The sequence below is a fragment of the Luteolibacter sp. AS25 genome (assembly GCF_046736275.1).
In the GTDB taxonomy this organism is placed as follows: domain Bacteria; phylum Verrucomicrobiota; class Verrucomicrobiia; order Verrucomicrobiales; family Akkermansiaceae; genus Luteolibacter.
Genome location: NZ_CP151837.1, coordinates 20,613 through 39,557 on the forward strand (window position 1 = coordinate 20,613; position 18,945 = coordinate 39,557).

The 18,945-nt window shown below is 52.4% G+C and carries 17 protein-coding genes; 16 read left to right on the plus strand and 1 reads right to left on the minus strand.

Annotated elements, in window-relative coordinates; translation table 11 throughout:
* Window positions 1-128 precede the first annotated feature (128 nt).
* From AAGA79_RS00105 to chrA, 5 genes are all read left to right on the plus strand, one after another.
* Window positions 129-1,625, plus strand: coding sequence for a trypsin-like peptidase domain-containing protein (locus AAGA79_RS00105; RefSeq protein WP_411826747.1), 1,497 nt, complete (start codon window positions 129-131; stop codon window positions 1,623-1,625).
* Window positions 1,626-1,777: 152 nt separating this feature from the next.
* Window positions 1,778-3,097 carry an OmpA family protein gene (locus tag AAGA79_RS00110; protein ID WP_411826748.1) on the plus strand — a complete coding sequence of 440 codons (1,320 nt, stop codon included), beginning with the start codon at window positions 1,778-1,780 and terminating at the stop codon, window positions 3,095-3,097.
* 37 nt (window positions 3,098-3,134) lie between these two features.
* Window positions 3,135-3,932: a class D beta-lactamase gene (blaOXA, locus tag AAGA79_RS00115; protein ID WP_411826749.1), complete on the plus strand. Its 798-nt coding sequence runs from the start codon at window positions 3,135-3,137 to the stop codon at window positions 3,930-3,932.
* A gap of 54 nt (window positions 3,933-3,986) precedes the next feature.
* Entirely contained in the window at window positions 3,987-4,877 is an 891-nt protein-coding gene (gene menA, locus AAGA79_RS00120) for a 1,4-dihydroxy-2-naphthoate octaprenyltransferase (protein ID WP_411826750.1), read from the plus strand.
* Window positions 4,878-4,938: 61 nt separating this feature from the next.
* Entirely contained in the window at window positions 4,939-6,213 is a 1,275-nt protein-coding gene (gene chrA / locus AAGA79_RS00125) for a chromate efflux transporter (protein ID WP_411826751.1), read from the plus strand.
* A gap of 67 nt (window positions 6,214-6,280) precedes the next feature.
* Here chrA and AAGA79_RS00130 read toward each other — a convergent pair whose 3' ends face one another.
* Entirely contained in the window at window positions 6,281-6,724 is a 444-nt protein-coding gene (locus AAGA79_RS00130) for an Hsp20/alpha crystallin family protein (RefSeq protein ID WP_411826752.1), read from the minus strand.
* Between the two features lie 262 nt (window positions 6,725-6,986).
* Here AAGA79_RS00130 and asnS point away from each other — a divergent pair, with 262 nt between their 5' ends.
* From asnS to AAGA79_RS00185, 11 genes are all read left to right on the plus strand, one after another.
* Window positions 6,987-8,348, plus strand: a complete 1,362-nt coding sequence (gene asnS, locus AAGA79_RS00135) for an asparagine--tRNA ligase (protein ID WP_411826753.1) — start codon at window positions 6,987-6,989, stop codon at window positions 8,346-8,348.
* 62 nt (window positions 8,349-8,410) lie between these two features.
* A complete protein-coding gene (gene ndk / locus AAGA79_RS00140) occupies window positions 8,411-8,836 on the plus strand; it encodes a nucleoside-diphosphate kinase (protein ID WP_411826754.1) in 426 nt (141 codons plus the stop codon).
* A gap of 145 nt (window positions 8,837-8,981) precedes the next feature.
* Window positions 8,982-10,004 (plus strand): L-threonylcarbamoyladenylate synthase, encoded by a 1,023-nt coding sequence (locus AAGA79_RS00145; RefSeq protein WP_411826755.1) that lies wholly within the window; start codon window positions 8,982-8,984, stop codon window positions 10,002-10,004.
* Window positions 10,005-10,099: 95 nt separating this feature from the next.
* The gene (locus AAGA79_RS00150) at window positions 10,100-11,368 is read left to right on the plus strand and encodes an acetylornithine/succinylornithine family transaminase (protein WP_411826756.1); all 1,269 of its coding nucleotides are present in this window, start codon (window positions 10,100-10,102) and stop codon (window positions 11,366-11,368) included.
* Window positions 11,365-12,264: an ornithine carbamoyltransferase gene (gene argF, locus AAGA79_RS00155; protein ID WP_411826757.1), complete on the plus strand. Its 900-nt coding sequence runs from the start codon at window positions 11,365-11,367 to the stop codon at window positions 12,262-12,264. Before AAGA79_RS00150 ends, argF begins: the two co-directional genes overlap by 4 nt.
* Before the next feature lie 11 nt (window positions 12,265-12,275).
* Window positions 12,276-12,671 (plus strand): cytidine deaminase, encoded by a 396-nt coding sequence (locus tag AAGA79_RS00160; protein ID WP_411826758.1) that lies wholly within the window; start codon window positions 12,276-12,278, stop codon window positions 12,669-12,671.
* Between the two features lie 92 nt (window positions 12,672-12,763).
* The gene (gene mnmG / locus AAGA79_RS00165; RefSeq protein ID WP_411826759.1) at window positions 12,764-14,620 is read left to right on the plus strand and encodes a tRNA uridine-5-carboxymethylaminomethyl(34) synthesis enzyme MnmG; all 1,857 of its coding nucleotides are present in this window, start codon (window positions 12,764-12,766) and stop codon (window positions 14,618-14,620) included.
* Window positions 14,621-15,019: 399 nt separating this feature from the next.
* A complete protein-coding gene (locus AAGA79_RS00170; RefSeq protein WP_411826760.1) occupies window positions 15,020-15,175 on the plus strand; it encodes a small basic protein in 156 nt (51 codons plus the stop codon).
* Window positions 15,176-15,240: 65 nt separating this feature from the next.
* Window positions 15,241-15,942, plus strand: coding sequence for a pseudouridine synthase (locus AAGA79_RS00175; protein WP_411826761.1), 702 nt, complete (start codon window positions 15,241-15,243; stop codon window positions 15,940-15,942).
* Between the two features lie 68 nt (window positions 15,943-16,010).
* Complete coding sequence (gene acs, locus AAGA79_RS00180) at window positions 16,011-17,975, plus strand: acetate--CoA ligase (protein ID WP_411826762.1); 1,965 nt, start codon at window positions 16,011-16,013, stop codon at window positions 17,973-17,975.
* 10 nt (window positions 17,976-17,985) lie between these two features.
* Window positions 17,986-18,858, plus strand: a complete 873-nt coding sequence (locus tag AAGA79_RS00185) for a hypothetical protein (protein WP_411826763.1) — start codon at window positions 17,986-17,988, stop codon at window positions 18,856-18,858.
* Window positions 18,859-18,945 lie beyond the last annotated feature (87 nt).

The following is an 18,945-nucleotide window of genomic DNA, read 5'->3' on the forward strand; positions in this document are numbered from 1 at the left end:
TCAAAAAATAGAATACTCATCACTCCGAGAAGAAACTGCCGTTAGATTTGTACACACGGTAGGCTTGCAAACAGCTTGGAAAACAAACTCTGTCTGTGCCACCTTACACCAAGTTTCACCCCTTACAAATGTCCGCCATTAAACGATTCTTCGCGTTGCTGCTCGTCTTCGCACTATTCTTCCTCCTCGTAACAGGTATCAGAACCTGGCAGGCCGGTGGTGATCTCATGTCCTTGCTTCCTGATTTTCTTCAGCAAAAGGAAGAGAATCGTCCCGAGGCGTTCACCGCAGCCGATAGCTCGGCACTTGATCTCAGCGAGGTGGAAATCCTTTCCCGGATCAATCAGGAATATGCCCGCCTCACACAGGCGGTGGTGCCCTCCGTCGTCAGCATCAATACCGCAGGTGTCCGCACCGAGAAGCTGATGAACATCTGGGGACAATCACGGATCAGGCAATCCCCGACCACAGGGCTGGGCTCAGGGGTCATCGTGAGTAAAGAAGGGCACATCATCACCAACCACCACGTGATCGCCGGCCAGCAGCAGATACGTGTAACCCTGCACAGTGGGAAAACCTATAACGCCACGCTCATCGGCGAGGATCCGTTGCTAGACATAGCCGTGATCAAAATCGACTCGAAGCTGACCTTCACTCCGCTCAAGCTGGGTGATTCCTCCGAGGTCGAGGTGGGGCAAATCGTCTTCGCCGTCGGAAATCCCTTCGGACTCGGGGAAACAGTCACCCAAGGCATCATTTCAGCAAAGGAACGCTCGCTCACAGATAGCCAGGGAGATCTTTTCCAGACAGACGCAGCGATCAATCCTGGCAACTCCGGAGGTCCACTGGTAAATCTCACCGGAGAAATTATCGGCATCAACGCGGCGATCATCAGTGCGGACAAGGAGAAACCCGGCTTCCAGGGAGTAGGGTTTTCCATTCCCTCCAACGAAGTCCGCGAGGCACTCGACCAAATCATACGCATAGGCCGCCCGATCCGTGGCTACCTGGGCGTGCATATGCGTGATCTGGACGCCACGATCCGCAACCAGCTGGACTACCATGAGGAAAAAGGAACGCTCGTCCTTGGCGTGGCACCCGGCGGTCCTGCCGAGAAAGCCGGCCTCGTGCCGAAAGACGTAGTCCGCACCTTCGATGGCACACCGATCGAGAATACCCGCCAGCTCATCAATCTCGTGCTGAACTCCGATATCGATCAGAAAGTGAGCATGGAAGTATGGCGGGAAGGGGAAATCATCACTCTCGACACGACCATCTCCGAGACAACGGCAGCGCCAAAATATCAGGAAATTGCCCCGGAGCAGCCGAAACAGGACAATCTGGAAATCCTGAAACAGGTAGGCGTGGAGGTCCGCGATCTAACCACGAGTGAAAAGAACAACGGATACCGCGGAGTAGTCGTGCAGAAAATACTCTCGGACGGAAAGGCGGCGGGTATCCTTGAAATTGGCGACCTGATCATCGCGTTGAACAACTCCCAGCTGAATAGTTCCGCTGAGTTCTATCTCCATCTGGCGGCATCCGCGGCCGTCCAGGCGACGAGCTTACAGATCGTCCGCGAGGGTGAGCCGCTCAGGCTCAATCTGCCACCTCCGGAGAAATAAACCCTGCGAACGCCAGCATCCAAGGGTAAGAATCCGCTGAACCCAGCGTATCCATTCCCACCCAAGCTGAAGTTTGCGCGCGAATTATTCCAGATCTCCATTTCCGAGGTTCCCATGCATTCCTGTCCCAGAGAAAACTTTCCCCAAATCCGATGAATTCGAACAAACTTCCGTACTTCTTTCTCGCTCTCGCCGCAGTCCTCTCGGCCGCTGCCGTGGCTCTGCTGTTTATCCGCCCCGGCTCCAAGCCAGTTATAGCACCTCCGGTCCCCGGGAAGGTATCACCATCAGAAAAGGCGGTGGAAGAGAGCGAGCCAATCAAAGGCATAGAGGAACCCATCACGCCGCAGACCCCCGAGGAAATCATGAAAGACCTCGGCGTCGGCCTTTCCACTGCTAGCCCGTCCGAGCTTTTGGAGAAGATCGGCAAAGCGCTCGAGGAAGGAGACCTTACATCGCTGTCCCAGCTCATCGGAAACAAGGCGCTCGACACGGCAAAACTGGAGCAGCTCAGAGTATTGCACGAAAACGAACCTCTCCGCATCGGAGGAATCCGCGAAATCGGCGAAATCGAAATGAACCGCCGCTCCCGTTGGGCTATTGATCTGGCAGACCGCGAAACGGGGCGGGATCGAATACTTTTCGATCTCAAGCGGGACGAAGGGAAATGGAGTATCGATCAGCTCACGCTCCCTCCGGCTTCCGATCAGGAGGTTCCGAAGGATGTTCTCGCGGATTCATTGGGTATCGCCGCTTCATTTCTCGATGCGGTTCTGGATCAGAACTTCGAGTTTGCCCTCAATTTCATCGATACCGAGAAGGTATCCGAAGCAAAAATCGCTGCCTTGTGCATCCTGTTTGAAGAAGGCCAATACCAGCTCCGCAAACAGCGCCCTCTTCGCGCGATGTTCAGCACTGATGACACAGCCGGATTCATCGCAAACGTCACCACCACGGATTCTGACGAAAGCGCTCAATTTTCCCTCAATCTACGTCGGCCCGAAGCTGGATCGGATTGGAAATTGATTGAGATCAATCTTGATGCACTGCTTAGCGCCTATGCGGACCGTTATGCCGATGGTGACGTCTACTACTCTCCGCTGGTCAAAAACCCAGCGGGCGGTGAAACCCTGGCACTGTATTTCGAGTTTGATCAGGATGAGATGAACGTGCGCACCCGCCGCCAGATCGAGATCGTAGCGAGCATGCTGAAGGCTGATCCTGCGAAAAAGATCACCCTCAGCGGTCACACGGATGCGCTTGGCTCTGAGAATTACAATGACCAGCTTTCCTCAAACCGCGCTCAGACCGTCCGCGATTTTCTGGCAGCAGCTGGTGTTTCGTCCGAACAGATCATCACTCTGGCCAAAGGTGCCAGCCAGCCGCGCCGGCCAAACGTAACCGAAGACGGTGAGGACGATCCAAACGGCCGCCGCGCCAACCGCCGCACGGAAATATATCTGGATTTCTAGCCCGTGATTTAGCGACCTCCATTTTCGATTTTTGACAATGAAACTTCTGATCACAGTAGTTCTGGGTCTGGTCTCTCTTTTTAGTGCCGGGGCAGAAAATGAGCTAGTCTCCCGTGAGGATTGGGGGAAGGATTTTACAAAATTCGAAGCTACCGGAACCATTGTTATCGTAGATGAGCGGAAGGATTCCAAGGGATCGTTCATGTTTGATAGCGGGCGTGCGGAGAAGCGTTTCTCCCCGGCTTCCACCTTCAAGATTCCCCATGCGCTCTTTGCTCTCGATGCGGGAGTGATCCGCGATGAGTTCCAGATAATCCCCTGGGATGGGCAGACGCGCTCCTACGACGCGTGGAACAAAGATCAAACATTGCGCTCTTCGATGAGGAACTCGGTGGTTTGGGTTTACGAGACTTTCGAGAAGGCCATCGGAGAATCAGGAGAGCGGAGCTACATGGAGAAAATCGCTTATGGAAATGCCGATCCCACGGGTGCAGCTCCGTTCTGGGTGGAGGGGGAATTGAAGATTTCCGCAGTCGAGCAAATGGATTTCCTACAGCGGCTTTACCGGAATGAACTTCCCTTCAGTGTGGAAAATCAGCGGTTGGTGAAGGATGTGATGATCAATGAGGCGGGTAGTGACTGGATTTTACGGGCAAAAACCGGATGGAGCGGGACGATCGGCTGGTGGGTCGGCTGGGTCGAGCGGCCGGATGGAGCAGTATTTTTCGCGCTCAATATTGATACGCCAAACCGGTTGGAAGACTTGCCCAAGCGCGAGGCGATTACGCGCCAGATATTGGGAGGGCTGGGAGCTCTGCCGGAAAAAAGTGAATAATAGCCGGCTTTTGATCGTGTCTGCGGCGGCTGAGTCATTCACCTTGCGGGCGCAATGAGTTCAGGAAAATTAGCGCGGGGTGTATTGAGCGGGATGAGGCCGAAGACCCTTGCGGCTGGAGTGGTGCCGGTATGGGCAGGAGGTGCTCTGGCGTGGAAGCTCACGGGCGTTTTTGATTGGTGGCTGTGGACCTGCACTCTGCTTGGAGCGCTGTGCATTCAGGTGGCGACGAATTTTTTCAATGACGCGGTGGATGGGAAAAATGGAGCGGATGGGGAACGCCGGACCGGACCACGCAGGCTTACGGGCACGGGCGAAATGAGCTTCAGGGCGGTGATGTTCGCAGGGGGTGTGTTCCTCCTGGGAGCAGTGATTTTTGGGTCCTTTCTGGTGATGGCAAGAGGGTGGCCTATTCTGGCGATCGGAGTGCCTTCGTTGTTTCTTGCTTACGGATACACGGGCGGCCCTTTTCCGCTGGCTTATCGGGGATTGGGGGAGCTTTTCGTGATCCTTTTCTTCGGATTCATTGCGGTGCTGGGGACGGTGTTTGTGCAGATGGGTAGCTGGCCGGTGGAGGCAGTTTTGCTTGGCGGGCAGGTGGGTTTCCTTTCGGCGGTGCTTATCTCAGTGAACAATTTCCGGGACCGGGAGGAAGATGCGCTGGTGGGGAAACACACCCTAGCCGTAAGGCTTGGGCCGAAGATGGCGGCGGGGATCATCTGGCTGGAAATCAAGTTGGCGGCCTTCCTCGGAATTGCGTGGTTGGCGATGGGTTATCCGTTGTTCGGGTTGGCAAGCGTTCCCGTATTCGCAATTGGGATGCGCGTTATCTGGGGTGTGCTGACGACGCCGGTGGGAGCAGGGATGAACCGTTTGTTGGCGATGGGTGCCTTGCAGTTGGTTTTGTTTGCGGGAGTGTTTCACTTCGTCTGCTTCCTGGGGTGACGTTTTCGTCAGATAGCCAATTGGGCTGTGAGGATCTAATTTTTGAAGCGTAGATACGCCCATGCCGTCATTTCGCGTAGCACTTCTCTTTTGGCTGAAACTCGGGTTCATCAGCTTTGGTGGGCCTGCGGGTCAAATCGCGATCATGCACCGTGAGCTGGTGGAAAAGCGGAAATGGATCTCAGAACGCCATTTCCTCCATGCGCTGAATTTTTCGATGCTGCTACCCGGGCCGGAGGCGCAGCAACTTGCCACCTATCTGGGCTGGCGGATTCATGGCTGGCGGGGTGGTCTGGCGGCAGGTGGGCTGTTTGTAATCCCCTCGGCATTTCTGCTCTTCGCACTGAGTTGGCTCTACATGGCGGGCGGGGATATTCCGTGGTTGGCGGCGATTTTCTACGGTCTGCTGCCGGCGGTGATGGCTGTGATTTTAGCTGCTGTGCTTAGAATTGGCGGGAAAACCCTGCGCAGCGGGTCCCTTTGGGCGATCGCTGGTATATCGTTTGTGGCGATCTATTTCTTCAATATATCGTTCGTATTGATTATTTTCTCCGCGGCCTTGTGCGGGTGGATCGGGCACAGGTTTTCCCCTGATCAGTTTCCGGCAGGGAAGGGGAAATCCACTGATGAAGGGGGGGAAGAGGGTGTGCTGGTGCTGCCTGCAGTCGAGAGGCCTACTTGGAAACGGGCTTTCAAGGTGGTTGGGGTTTGTCTCTTCCTTTGGATTTTACCGATGTTTCTACTGGGGATCTGGCTGGGGTGGGGCAGTACGGCGGTGGCGCAGGGAGTGTTTTTCAGCAAAGCGGCGATGGTGACTTTTGGCGGCGCCTACGCAGTGCTGCCATATGTAGCGCAGCAGGCGGTGGAGCATTATTCCTGGCTTACCCATGAGCAGATGATGAGCGGCCTGGCCTTGGCGGAGACGACACCCGGGCCTCTGATCATCGTCCTGCAGTTTGTAGGATTCGTAGGCGGTTGGCAAAATCACGGTAATTTTTCGCCTCTACAGGCAGCAACAATTGGCGCCGCAATCACCACTTGGGTCACCTTTGTTCCGTGTTTCCTCTTTGTATTTCTCGGCGGGCCGTTTGTTGAAGGCCTACAGAAGCTTCCCAAGGTAGGAGCTAGTCTCACGGCGATCACTGCTGCGGTGGTAGGTGTGATTCTCAATCTCGGGGTGGATTTCGCGATGCACGCGCTCTGGCCGGAAGGTGGTTTCGATTGGTTTGTGGCTGTGGTTTCTCTGGCTGCATTTGTGGCACTTTGGAAATTCAAGATCCCGTTCACGATCGTCTTGGCCTGTTGCGCTCTACTCGGATTACTGAGCCTGATCTGATCCGAGGGCAGACAAACAAAAGCGGAAGGCATCGGATGACGCCTCCCGCTGGTTTCTTGGATTTCTGTTAGCCGACTTGAACCTCAATGTGTTTGGGCTTCTTCTCCTCGCTCTTCGGCAAGTTAACGATCAGAACGCCTTCTTTGAAGTTCGCGGTGACTCCGCTGCCGTCAGCATCTTCGGGTAAGGTAAAGCTGCGGTGGAATTTTCCGTAGCTGCGCTCGGTCCTGTGAACTTTTTTCCCTTCGGAGAGTTCCTCGCGGACACGTTCGCCCTTGATGACGAGCGAGCCGTTATCGACGATGACTTTCACATCTTCTCTGGCGATCTGCGGTAAGTCTGCAGCAATGGAGTATTGCTTTTCGTCCTCCGATATTTCGACTGCAGGCGTCCAGTCCGCCTGATTCAGGAGGGTTTTTCCCTCTTCTCCTGTTTGGTGGATTGCGCGGAATACGCGATCCTGGATTCTCTCAAGTTCATGATATGGATTCCATGTAGTGATTGTGCTCATAATATTTTCTAATGTTTTGGTTGGAACGGAGTTGTAGATCTCGTCTTCGGTCCGTCCGGTTCCGAATGACTTCGAAGTTATATATGGCAGTGTACGAACCATTTACGTAACTTCTTGACAGTCAACATGGAAGGTATTCCCCGCTGGTGAAATTGGGAAAATTTGGCTCAAAAATCGGGACATAATTTCCGAGCTTGAGCGAAATGTTGTCACATCCGGATTTCCCCGTTTTCAAGCGTGCCAGTTGGTTTATCGTTCCGCCATGCGCAGCCTTATCAAGCACGTCCTGACGAGCAAAGAAGCCACCGATTCAATACACGTAGCCGGGTGGGTCCGGACGCGTCGCGATTCCAAAGGCTTTTCTTTTCTGGAGCTAAACGATGGATCGTGTCTGGGAAATCTTCAGATCGTGACCGATGCGGGAATTCCCGGATACGAGGATATACAGAGCATGACCACCGGAGCTTCGGTGGAGATAACCGGTAAACTGGTGCCTTCTCCGGCAAAGGGACAGGCATGGGAGATGCAGGCGGCTTCCCTAAAACTTCTTGGCGCGGCACCGGATGATTATCCGCTTCAGAAAAAGGGACACACGCCGGAATTTTTGCGCTCCATCGCACACCTTAGGCCCCGGACGAATCTGTTCGGGGCTGCTTTCAGGATCCGCTCCCGCATGTCGTATGCGATCCACCGTTTTTTCCAGGAGCGCGATTTCGTATATGCTCATACGCCGGTCATCACCGCTAGCGACTGTGAAGGGGCCGGCGAAATGTTCCGGGTGACAAGCTTACCGGACGATAAAATCTCCAGGGATACAGAGGACTTTTTCGGGAAACGCGCGTTCCTGACAGTTTCCGGTCAGCTGGAAGGTGAGGCGATGGCCTGTGCGCTTTCAAATGTCTATACCTTTGGGCCGACCTTTCGGGCGGAAAACTCGCATACCTCGCGGCACGCTGCGGAATTCTGGATGGTGGAGCCGGAAATGGCTTTCTGCGACTTGGCAGGCGATATCGATGTAGCGGAGGAAATGATGCAGTTTCTGGTAAAGGAAGCCCTCGAAGGACAGGAAGAGGATCTATCGATCTGTGAAAAATTCGTCGACAAAACCCTGAGGCAGCGGTTGGAAAACGTGATCGAGAAGCCCTTCCAGAGAATTTCCTATACGGATGCGGTGAAGCTTTTGGAAGAGTCCGGGAAATCATTCCAATATCCGGTGAAATGGGGAGTGAATCTACAATCCGAGCATGAACGCTGGTTGACGGAGGAGTATTTCAAGCAACCGACAGTGGTTTATAATTACCCGAAGGAGATCAAACCTTTCTACATGCGGGTCAATGATGATGGGAAGACGGTCACTGCCATGGACGTGCTGGTGCCCGGAATCGGCGAGATCATTGGAGGCGCGCAGCGTGAGGAGCGGTATGACGTGCTGTTGGAGAACTTCAAACACCACGGAATCGATGCCGAGGCCTATGCATGGTATGCGGATCTTCGGAAATTCGGCAGTGTGCCGCATGCTGGGTTTGGCCTGGGCTTTGAAAGGTTGCTGATGTTCGTGACGGGAATTTCGAATATCCGTGATGTGATCCCGTTTCCCCGCACGCCTGGTCATTGCGAGTATTAGTGTGAACAATTGGTTCCTTGAAAAGGCTTGCACGGGGACATTCGTCCGCCTAATTCCTTCGCATGGCCACACAAACCACTCTCATTCTTTTCAAGCCGGATGCAGTTTCCAAGAACATCACCGGTGAAGTTCTCTCACGTTTCCAGAAGGAAGGCTTCTCGATCCAAGGAATCAAAATGATGCAGCTTGATGACGCGATCCTCAGAGATCACTACTCACACGTTGCGGATAAGCCATTTTTCCCGGAGATCGTTGAATTCATGAGCAAAACTCCTGTGATCGCACTCGCACTCAAAGGTGAAAACGCGATCGACAAGGTTCGCGACCTTCTCGGGCCAACTAATTCCGAAACAGCTCCAAAAGGAACTGTCCGTGGTGATCTTGGTGAAGATATGATGATCAATGTATGCCACGCTTCCGATTCTCCGGAAGCTGCCGAGGCCGAGATCAAGCGCTTCTTCAAGGACGAAGAGATCTTCGCTTACTAAGCCGAAAGACGTATTTTACGTATTTTTTCCAACCCTTCAACCATCGCTTGGTTGAGGGGTTTTTTGTGGGCTGATTGGTGGGTCACTCAGTCGAGGGGAAGCGACTCTGCTTGCATTGAAACCTTTCCTCATAAAACATCCGTCTGTGTTCGAAACGAAAATTATCGAGGCTACCGACGATGGGATGAAAGAGGCCCAAAATGAGGCTGTTGCTTGCTTGCGACGGGGTGAACTGGTAGCGCTCCCTACCGAGACCGTTTATGGCCTGGCAGCGGATGCTTTCAATGCCGAGGCGGTTGCCAAAATTTTCGCAGCGAAGGAAAGGCCGGAATTCGATCCGTTGATCGTCCATATCGCATCCTACACCGATCTGAAAACCGTAGCCGAGGTGCCGGAAGATATTGCGGACACAGTGAAAAAACTCGCGAACGAATTTTGGCCCGGCCCGCTGACGATTATTTTACCAAAGACTCCTGCAGTGCCGGACCTGGTGACGAGTGGACTGCCGACGGTGGCTGTCAGGCAAAGCGGGCACCCGATTTTCCGTGGAATCAACCAAGCTCTTGGCCGGCCGATAGCCGCCCCGAGTGCGAACCGCTTTGGAAGAATTTCACCGACATCCGCCTCTGCTGTAATGAAGGAGTTGGGTGGCAGAATTCCGCTTATCGTGGATGCTGGTGCCTGTGGTGAAGGTGTCGAGAGCACGATTATCCGTATAGAACCGCGCGAGGGGAAAAAGCCATTGTTTTACCTGCACAGAGCGGGTCCGATCACGAAGGAACAGCTTCAACCGTTTGGCAGGGTCGAAAAAGTGAAACCCGGCGAGAAACTGCAGTCACCCGGGCAGCTGGACAGCCATTACGCTCCGCTCACACCATTCCGACTTTTAAAAAGCCCGGAAGATTTCGTTCCCGAAGAGGGAAAGAGCTACGGCCTGCTCAGCTATAAAGGGGAAGAGGGCGGTGAATACGTGAGAATGTATGATTGGGATTCCGTGGTGTCACTTAGTCCTGGTAGCGGGAAGCTTGCCGAGGCGGCTACCCGGCTTTTCTTCGCAATGAGAGAAATGGATGAAATGGGCTTCGATGAAATCATCGCAGAACCTGTTAGCGAAACCGGTCTTGGTGTCGCAATCATGGACAGGCTGCGGAGAGCTTCTGCACGCTAGGTTTCCCTTACGTTCACGTAACAGGAAACTGCTTTGCTATTTCTGGCAATGTGGATAGTCTCCACCCTTTTCCGGCTCATCTCCGGATTTTGCCCATGAATACCAAAGAACTATTCAACGATCACGTCATGGCCACCTATGGCCGGTTTCCACTAACTCTTACGGAGGGAAAAGGCACACGCGTGCGTGACGATCAGGGCCGCGAATATCTGGATTTCTGCATGGGGATTGCGGTCTGCTCGCTGGGGCACTGCCACCCGAAAGTTGTGACTGCGATTCAGGAGCAGGCTGCAAAGCTTATCCATGTATCGAATTTGTATTTCACTGACAATCAGGGACTTCTGGCGGAAGAAATCAATCAGGAGCATGTCAAATTGCCCGGCAAACTGTTTTTTTCAAACTCCGGCGCCGAGGCGAACGATGGCCTGATTAAATCGGCACGCAGATACGGTCACCTGAAGCCGCAAGCTGATGGAAAGCCGCGTTTTGAAGTCCTGACTTTCAAGCAATCCTTTCACGGAAGAACTTTAGGAAGTTTGGCTGCTACAGGTCAGGAAAAGATCCATCAAGGTTTTGACCCGCTTTTGACCGGCTTCCGCTACCTGCCCTACAATGATATCTGTGCTCTAGAGGGTGCTGTTTCATCGGAAACTGTTGCCATCCTACTTGAGCCGATCCAGGGAGAGGGCGGTGTCAACGTAGCTACCGGAGAGTTTCTGGAAGCCATCCAAGCCTTGTGTAAAAAGAACGATCTACTTCTGTTTTTTGACGAGGTGCAAACAGGGTTCGGACGCTGCGGCGATGCCATGGCTTGGCGGGTAAATGCCCCGGGTATCGAACCGGATGGAATTTCCTGGGCCAAAGGAATGGGCGGCGGTGTGCCGATCGGTTCCTTCTGGCTGAGTGATCGAATTGTCGATCAGGAGAAAGAGGTGAAATTGTCCTCGCTCATGAATGCAGGTTCCCACGGCTCGACTTATGGGGGAAATCCACTGGTTTGTGCTGCGTCTTTGGCAACTCTGAAGGAAATCAGAGAACAAGACCTGGCTGGGAATGCTACCTACCAGGCCCAGAGAATTCGCAACGAGATTGAATCGTGGGGTTCTCCTGTCGTCACTGAGGTCAGAGGACTAGGCCTTCTTCTCGGTATTGGACTGAACCCTACTCTAATACCTACAGAAGATGGAGAAACCTGTGCGCTGAAGATAGTGAAGGAACTAATGGCAAAAGGCCTCCTGGTGCCTCCAGCGGGCCCTGAAACCTTCCGTCTTCTGCCACCTCTAAATGTCACCAACGAAGAAATCGATGAGGCGCTGTCCATCATCAAATCCGTACTTTCAAATTACGATACCAATCCATCATGAAGAATCTACTTTCTATCGAGCAACTCAGTAAGAAAGAGCTCACCGATCTAATCGAACATGCAGCTCTCCTCAAATCCGAGCGTGGTAATCATGCCTCGAAGCCCTTGGCTGGTCAGACGTGGGCGATGATTTTCACCAAATCCTCCACCCGGACAAGGGTGTCCTTTGAGGTAGGGATTCGGGAGCTTGGCGGCTTTCCTATGTTTCTTTCCGGAAATGATATTCAATTGGGCAGGGGTGAGCCGATCAAGGATACCGCGCGAGTTCTCGGGCGGATGGTCCATGGAGCGGTAATAAGAACTTTTGCGCAGCAGGATGTCGTGGATTTCGCGGAGTTCTCGAAACTACCGACGATCAATGCGCTGACCGATGACGAGCATCCATGCCAGATTCTAGCGGACCTTCTCACTGTTCGCGAAAAGGTGGGCGGCTGGGAAGGACGTAGATTTGCATTTATCGGGGATGGTTATTCCAATATGACCCGCTCATGGATGTGGGCTGCGAAGATCTTGGATTTCGATCTTACTGTGGCTGCTCCGGTATCCTGCCAGCCTCCGGCAGACTTTCTTGCGTCGTTGGACACAGACAGAGTCAAGGTAGTGGTGGATCCAAAGGTGGCTGTCGAAGGTGCTGATGTAATCAACACGGATGTTTGGCTCTCGATGGGTCAGGAGGACCAGAAAGAGAAGGAGGCGGAATTCGAGGGCTTCCAATTGAATTCCGATCTTCTTTCGGGTGCTGCGGCGAACCATATCATCCTGCATTGCCTGCCGGCATACCGCGGTAAGGAGATCAGCGAGGAAGCCCTGGAAAAGCACGCCGGTACAATTTTTCAACAGGCTGAAAATCGACTACATGCACAGAAAGCGGTGCTGGTGGCTCTAGCAATGGCTTGATAGGTTTCCTCATGAATATCGAGGGAAAGCTATTAGAGGCCGCTTGGCAGGCTAGAGAGAACGCTTATGCACCATACTCTAATTTCAAGGTTGGGGCGGCGCTCCTAACCACTGATGGACTGATATTTGGCGGCTGCAATGTCGAAAACATTTCATACGGGCTCACAAACTGTGCCGAGAGGGTTGCGATCGGTGCTGCAGTAGCTGCAGGGGCGGGACCTTTTGCAGAGGTAGCTGTGGTTGCGGATACCACGGAACCGATTTCCCCGTGCGGGGCTTGTCGTCAAGTTTTAGCAGAGTTTGGGGTAAAGAGTATCATCCTGGCGAATCGAGTATCGATCATCAGATTCTCGTTGGATGAGTTACTTCCACGCGCTTCGACCGGAATACTTGACTCAACTACGTAAGCTTTGTTCCACGTGGAACGTTTCGCGGGTGCCGATATTGAATTGCTAGTGGGGAAAGGGGTGATAGGGTCCCGTCTCTCGAATTTCCTGATATGTACCGTTACCCGAAAGAATACGATGTAATTGTTATTGGCGCCGGTCATGCTGGTGTTGAGGCTGCTCTTGCTGCCAGTAGACTGGGGGCTCAAGTTGCGATCCTAACACAAAACCTGGATACTGTCGGACAGATGTCCTGCAATCCAGCCATCGGCGGTCTCGCGAAGGGGCACATGGTTAGAGAGATCGATGCGCTTGGTGGGCAGATGGGAATCAATACGGATGCCACAGGTATTCAATGGCGGATGCTGAATGTCTCCAAGGGGCCATCTGTTCGTGCACCCAGAACGCAGTGCGATAAGAAGGCCTACCAGTTCCGAATGAAGATGACGTTGGAACAAGCCGAAGGTGTCGATATGCATCAGGGCAATGTGGCGGAATTGCTTGTAGATTCGGAACAAAGAATCACAGGGGTGAGGACGTCTCTAGGGATGATTATCGGAGGCAAATCGGTCATTCTTAGTGCCGGAACGTTCATGAGGGGACTGATGCACGTAGGTCTGAAAAACGAAAAAGGTGGCAGGATGGGGGATGCGGTTTCGACCGTGTCCGATTCTCTGAAGCATCTGGGTTTTCAGGTGGAACGTTTTAAAACCGGTACGCCTTGTAGGCTGAATGGCCGTTCTCTCGATTTTTCAAAATGTGAGATCCAAGGTGGTGACAGTCCGGTGCCCAAGTTCAGCTTCATGGCTGATACAATCGAAAAGGGGCCAAATGACCTCTTTACTCTGAATCCTTGGGCAGATCCAACGTTCCACGTGGAACAAATGCCGTGCTGGATCACTTATACGAACCCCGCGACCCACGATATTATCAGGGACAATCTTGATCAGTCACCGATGTATTGCGGTGTCATCGAAGGAGTCGGTCCCCGATATTGTCCGTCGATCGAAGACAAGGTGGTCCGCTTCGCCGAAAAAGAACGACATCAGGTTTTCCTAGAACCAGAGGGGCGCCACACCTTGGAGTATTATGTAAACGGTGTGTCCACCTCGCTACCGTATGAAGTTCAGTTGAATTTTCTACGAACCATCCCAGGTCTTGAAAAATGTGAAATTTTACGTCCGGGTTATGCGGTTGAGTATGATTACTGTCCACCCACGCAACTCAAGCATACGCTGGAGACCAAGTCGGTCGAGGGTCTGTACTTTGCGGGGCAGATCAATGGAACCTCAGGTTATGAGGAAGCTGCAGGGCAGGGGCTGATTGCAGGAACGAATGCGGCACTGAAAGTCCAGGGGAAACCGGACTTTATCCTTGGTAGAGACAAAGCATATCTCGGTGTAATGATAGACGATCTTGTAACTCGGGGTTGTACAGAACCTTATAGGATGTTCACCAGTCGTGCTGAATATCGCCTTCTACTGAGGCAAGACAACGCGGATCTGCGTCTTACTCCATTGGCTGCCGAAATCGGTCTTGCGAGCGGAGAGCGGGTCGATCGCGTTTCCAAGAAGGCAGCCGAACTGGAAAAAGCAAATTCGTGGGTTCGGAATGCAGTCCATGAGGGAGTAAAGTTGGATCATTGGTTCCGCCGCAGTCAGGAGAGTTGGGAAACACTCCCACCAGAAATTTTAAAGGAATTCTCGGAAGCAACCTGGCCGATCATCGAAACTGACTTTCGTTACGAGGGGCATCTGGTAAGGCAGCAACAGCAGGTCAATAGGATGTCGCGCCAAGAAAATCGAAAAATTCCAGAAGGTATCGACTATGCTCTAATTGGAGCACTGAAAACAGAAGCCCGAGTCCGCTTTTCGGAAATACGGCCTTCAACGCTTGGGCAGGCAGCTCGAATCCCCGGTATAACACCCGCTGATGTCGCAATTCTTTCAGTCTGGTTGGAGAAGGTTTGATGAGGATCTTTTCTTTGTCGCAAGATCCAAGAAAGTTCCTTGAGCAAATAGCTTAAAAAAATGCACTCATTCCCTCAGGCGGCTCCACAACCCGCTTACTGTTAGAGAGTTATAGAGTATTCAGCCGGCCTAGCTTATGGTTTCAGGGCTCGATGTTATCCGTAGGCGACAAATTCTTGGAAGTCCATCTTTGGCATACTCGGTAAAAGTTGCTTGGCGTGATTTTGGAACTTCCGTTTACCCGAAATAACAGAGCGGATAATTTCTCAGATATTAAGCCCAACTAAAGTATTACGATCAAAAATGTGTCAAATTTCTAAAAATATTTCCACTTTCGTATTGCAACGCGAGGAAAAGGAAATTAGCTTCCGCGCCCCAACCGTCTAACCCCGCTCAAAGATGTCCAAGCATAATTCACTCAAGTCCAACGCCACCGTCGGCGGCAAACGCTCTGTCCTCAAACGTTTCGAGCGCGTAAAACTTCTCAAGGAGCGCGGTGAATGGAAAGAAGGCAACTCACCAATCGGCCTTCCAAAAACCAAGCACGAAGCTTGAGTTTTCCTTGTTTCATTCAACTCCCAATTTCCCTGCGATAATCTCGCAGGCTTCATAGCATTATTATGTCCGAGGGAGTCCGTCTCAATAAATACCTCGCCTCTTGCGGGGTAGGTTCACGCCGCGCATGCGAAGAGCTGATTTCCACCGGTAGGGTGGAAGTCAATGGTTCTCCTTGTTTGAAGCTGGCCACGCGAATCACCCCATCCGATCACGTTCGATTGGATGGAAAGCGAATGATCCCGAAAGAGGAGATTGTTGTAATATTTCACAAGCCCCGCGGATATGTCTGCACGCGAAGTGATGAACTAGGTAGGAAAACAATTTACGATCTCTTGCCGCCATCTCTTCAATCGCTCCACCATGTCGGGCGTTTGGACACGGATTCCGAAGGAATGCTGATTTTGACCAATGATGGTGATCTCTCCCAGAAACTGATGCATCCATCAAAGTCGGTGGAGAAGGAGTATCTGGTTACTTCCAACCAAGCTTTCGAAAATTCTCACCTCGATCAATTTCTTACCGGTGTTTTCACTGAAGAAGGAAAACTGAAGGCGAAGAACATCGAGCGCGTATCAGCAAGAAGGATCAAGGTGATCCTGGACCATGGAGCAAAACGCCAGATCCGTGTAATGCTTGATGCTCTTGGTTATCAGGTGACCAAATTGCTGCGTGTTCGCATTGGCAAGCTCTGGCTTGGTGATCTCGAGGTAAGCCGGTACGCGGTTCTCAATGAGAGAGAGATCGCGATGTTGATGGGGAAATAACAGGAGATTCCTGGATTTCTTCCATTGCGAACGAGCGCTAAGGTCTTTAGTTTTGCTAAAGATTCAGTATGAGCTCTAAAAAATCCAAACCTACGTCTGAACATTCGGCGCAACTCGTTACAAGCCACAAGCCTTCAAAGGAGTTTTCCAAGAAGGCCAGAATTCCATCAATGGCGGCTTACGAAAAGCTGTATAAACATTCGATAGAAAAGCCGAAGAAGTTCTGGGCATCCGAAGCGAACGAACTTGTATGGCAGGAGCCCTTTTCAAAGGTTCTTGAATGGGACGCGCCAGATGCGAAGTGGTTTCTTGGTGGTAAAATCAACGTGGCTGAAAACTGCGTTGACCGTCATGCGAAGGGGGCGCGGGCAAACAAAGCTGCGATCATCTGGGAGGGAGAGCCCGGAGATACCCGCACAATTACCTACGCCCAGTTACACCGCGAGGTGTGCAAGTTTGCGAATGTTCTCCTTACCCGCGGGGTTAAGGCGAAAGACAGGGTGCTGATCTACATGCCTATGATTCCCGAGGCTGCAGTGGCGATGCTGGCATGCGCACGCATCGGTGCCGTGCACAACGTGGTATTCGGTGGCTTCGCGGCTGAGGCTATCCTCGATCGATTGGAAGACTCTGGGGCTAACACGGTTATCACAGCCGACGGTGGCTGGCGGCGTGGGAAGGTAGTTTCACTGAAGCCAGCTGTGGACGAAGCGCTTGAGAAATATGACAAGGTAAAGAATATCTTCGTAGTGAATCGGACAGGGAACGAGGTTTCAATGTCTGCTGATCGCGATCATTGGTGGCACGATGAGATGAAAGGTGCCTCGGCAGACCATGAGCCGGAAGGTTTTGATTCAGAGCATCCACTCTTCATTCTCTACACCTCGGGATCCACCGGAAAGCCGAAAGGAATTCTGCACACCTCGGGAGGCTATCTCACTGGAACCTATACTACCTGCAAATACATTTTTGATATGCGGGACGAGGATGTCTACTGGTGTACGGCGGATGTCGGCTGGATTACCGGTCATTCTTACATCGTCTATGGCCCTCTTGCCAATGGAGTGACGCAGGTGATGTATGAAGGTGCTCCGAATGAGCCGGATTTCGGGCGTTTCTGGAAAATGATCGAAGACCACCGCGTATCGATCTTCTACACCGCACCTACTGCAATCCGTGCTTTCATCAAGGCCGGAGACGAGTTTCCCGAAAAGTATGACCTCTCCTCGCTGCGCTTGCTCGGCTCGGTAGGTGAGCCAATCAATCCGGAGGCTTGGTGCTGGTATCATGAGAAAATAGGCGGAGGTAGATGTCCGATCGTGGATACCTGGTGGCAGACGGAGACTGGCGCGATTATGATTTCACCTTTACCTGGCGCGACACCGTGCATCCCGGGTACCGCCACGCGACCATTCTTCGGGATCGATGCGGTGATCCTCGATGATGAAGGCAACGAGTGCCCTCCCGGCGTTGATGGACGCTTGGTAATCCGGAAACCTTGGCCTTCGATGACGCGTTCGATCTACAAAGATAAAGCTCGTTTTAAGAAAACCTATTTTTCGGACTATCCCGGGCTTTATACAGCGGGAGATGGAGCGCGCCGTGACGAGCTAGGTAATTTCTGGATCATCGGCAGGCTTGATGATGTGCTGAACGTATCGGGACACCGCCTGGGGACTGCCGAGATAGAATCCGCGTTGGTTGCCCATAATTCCGTAGCCGAGGCTGCGGTTGTGGGACGGCCGCATGATTTGAAAGGACAGGCTGTAGCTGCATTTGTAACTTTGAAAACTGGCTTCGAATCCTCCCCTGAACTCGAAAAAGAGCTTCGGGATCATGTAGGGAAAACGATCGGAGCAATCGCGAAACCGGATGATATTTACTTCACCCCTTCTTTGCCTAAAACGCGATCAGGCAAAATTATTCGCCGTTTGCTCAAAGAGCTGGTCACCACCGGCGAGATTTCCGGGAATGTTACCACATTGGAGGACATGGGCGTAATCGAACATCTTCAGCAAATCCTGAAGAAGTAAGTTCAATCGAATGACTTCCACGAGATATTATCTATGCCGGTGCGCGAAGATGTTCGGCCTCAACCGGAAAAACATCCGGATGAGCGATGCGGCCAGTGAATCGCATCTGCTGAAAGAGGCTGAGGCTCACCTGGGGCGCAAAGCTTGGAAAAACGTAGAGCCGATCGAGTCACTTTCCGTCGAGTATTGGAATTTGAGGAAGTTGGTTAAGGAGCGAGATGAGATCAGGGTAGAATTGGACGCTTGCCAGAAGCTTCTTGATGAGGCGCATGAGGAGCGCTCCATATTGCTGGGCTCAGAAAACGAGCCTTTTCAGAAGCTCCTCACGGAAAAAAATGTGATTCTGACCGCCTTGGAGGGCCATGTCCGCCAGCGGGATGTAATTATCGCCAAAGCCCGGGAAATCAAAAGAAGCTACGAGGGCACCCGGATGAAGCAGGAGGTACTGGATCGTGATGGGGGACAGAGCCCCGACGAGTTAGAATCTGCAAACGAGCGGCTAAGGAAACTGAAATCCGAGTTTGAATCCCTCAAGGCTGAACGCCAGGGACTTGCCGATGCCATCGCGTCCGGGGAAGAGCGGATCAGCCAGATTGAGGCCGAGATGAACCAGAATAAAACGGGACGACGGGAAAAAGCTTCCGATGCCTTCCAGCACATCAGTGGGGGAAACCAAAAAATATCGAACCTACGTGGAAAACTCGGAGTGATGGATACACAGATCCGCCAGCTGCATGCGGAAGTTGGAAAATACCTTAGCCGTAATTTTTCTCATGATCCGGCGTGTAGGAAAGCATGCAGCGACGCCCGGGGGCTCGTTCAGGTGATGGCTGTTTTAAGGAAATCCATTCAATACAACCATCGGCTTGCGGAACTGGTCTAAGCGGAGATGTTTCGTGTAGTGGTGCCGATGGTATGTATTCTACCTATCCATTACTTTACAATCCGGCAAATCCCTGCCACACCACTG

Coding starts and splice junctions, on each gene's coding strand:
- AAGA79_RS00105 (WP_411826747.1), top strand. CDS start 129: ATGTCCGCCATTAAACGATTCTTCGCGTTGCTGCTCGTCTTCGCACTA.
- AAGA79_RS00110 (WP_411826748.1), top strand. CDS start 1,778: ATGAATTCGAACAAACTTCCGTACTTCTTTCTCGCTCTCGCCGCAGTC.
- blaOXA (WP_411826749.1), top strand. CDS start 3,135: ATGAAACTTCTGATCACAGTAGTTCTGGGTCTGGTCTCTCTTTTTAGT.
- menA (WP_411826750.1), top strand. CDS start 3,987: ATGAGTTCAGGAAAATTAGCGCGGGGTGTATTGAGCGGGATGAGGCCG.
- chrA (WP_411826751.1), top strand. CDS start 4,939: ATGCCGTCATTTCGCGTAGCACTTCTCTTTTGGCTGAAACTCGGGTTC.
- AAGA79_RS00130 (WP_411826752.1), bottom strand. CDS start 6,724: ATGAGCACAATCACTACATGGAATCCATATCATGAACTTGAGAGAATC.
- asnS (WP_411826753.1), top strand. CDS start 6,987: ATGCGCAGCCTTATCAAGCACGTCCTGACGAGCAAAGAAGCCACCGAT.
- ndk (WP_411826754.1), top strand. CDS start 8,411: ATGGCCACACAAACCACTCTCATTCTTTTCAAGCCGGATGCAGTTTCC.
- AAGA79_RS00150 (WP_411826756.1), top strand. CDS start 10,100: ATGAATACCAAAGAACTATTCAACGATCACGTCATGGCCACCTATGGC.
- argF (WP_411826757.1), top strand. CDS start 11,365: ATGAAGAATCTACTTTCTATCGAGCAACTCAGTAAGAAAGAGCTCACC.
- AAGA79_RS00160 (WP_411826758.1), top strand. CDS start 12,276: ATGAATATCGAGGGAAAGCTATTAGAGGCCGCTTGGCAGGCTAGAGAG.
- mnmG (WP_411826759.1), top strand. CDS start 12,764: ATGTACCGTTACCCGAAAGAATACGATGTAATTGTTATTGGCGCCGGT.
- AAGA79_RS00170 (WP_411826760.1), top strand. CDS start 15,020: ATGTCCAAGCATAATTCACTCAAGTCCAACGCCACCGTCGGCGGCAAA.
- AAGA79_RS00175 (WP_411826761.1), top strand. CDS start 15,241: ATGTCCGAGGGAGTCCGTCTCAATAAATACCTCGCCTCTTGCGGGGTA.
- acs (WP_411826762.1), top strand. CDS start 16,011: ATGAGCTCTAAAAAATCCAAACCTACGTCTGAACATTCGGCGCAACTC.
- AAGA79_RS00185 (WP_411826763.1), top strand. CDS start 17,986: ATGACTTCCACGAGATATTATCTATGCCGGTGCGCGAAGATGTTCGGC.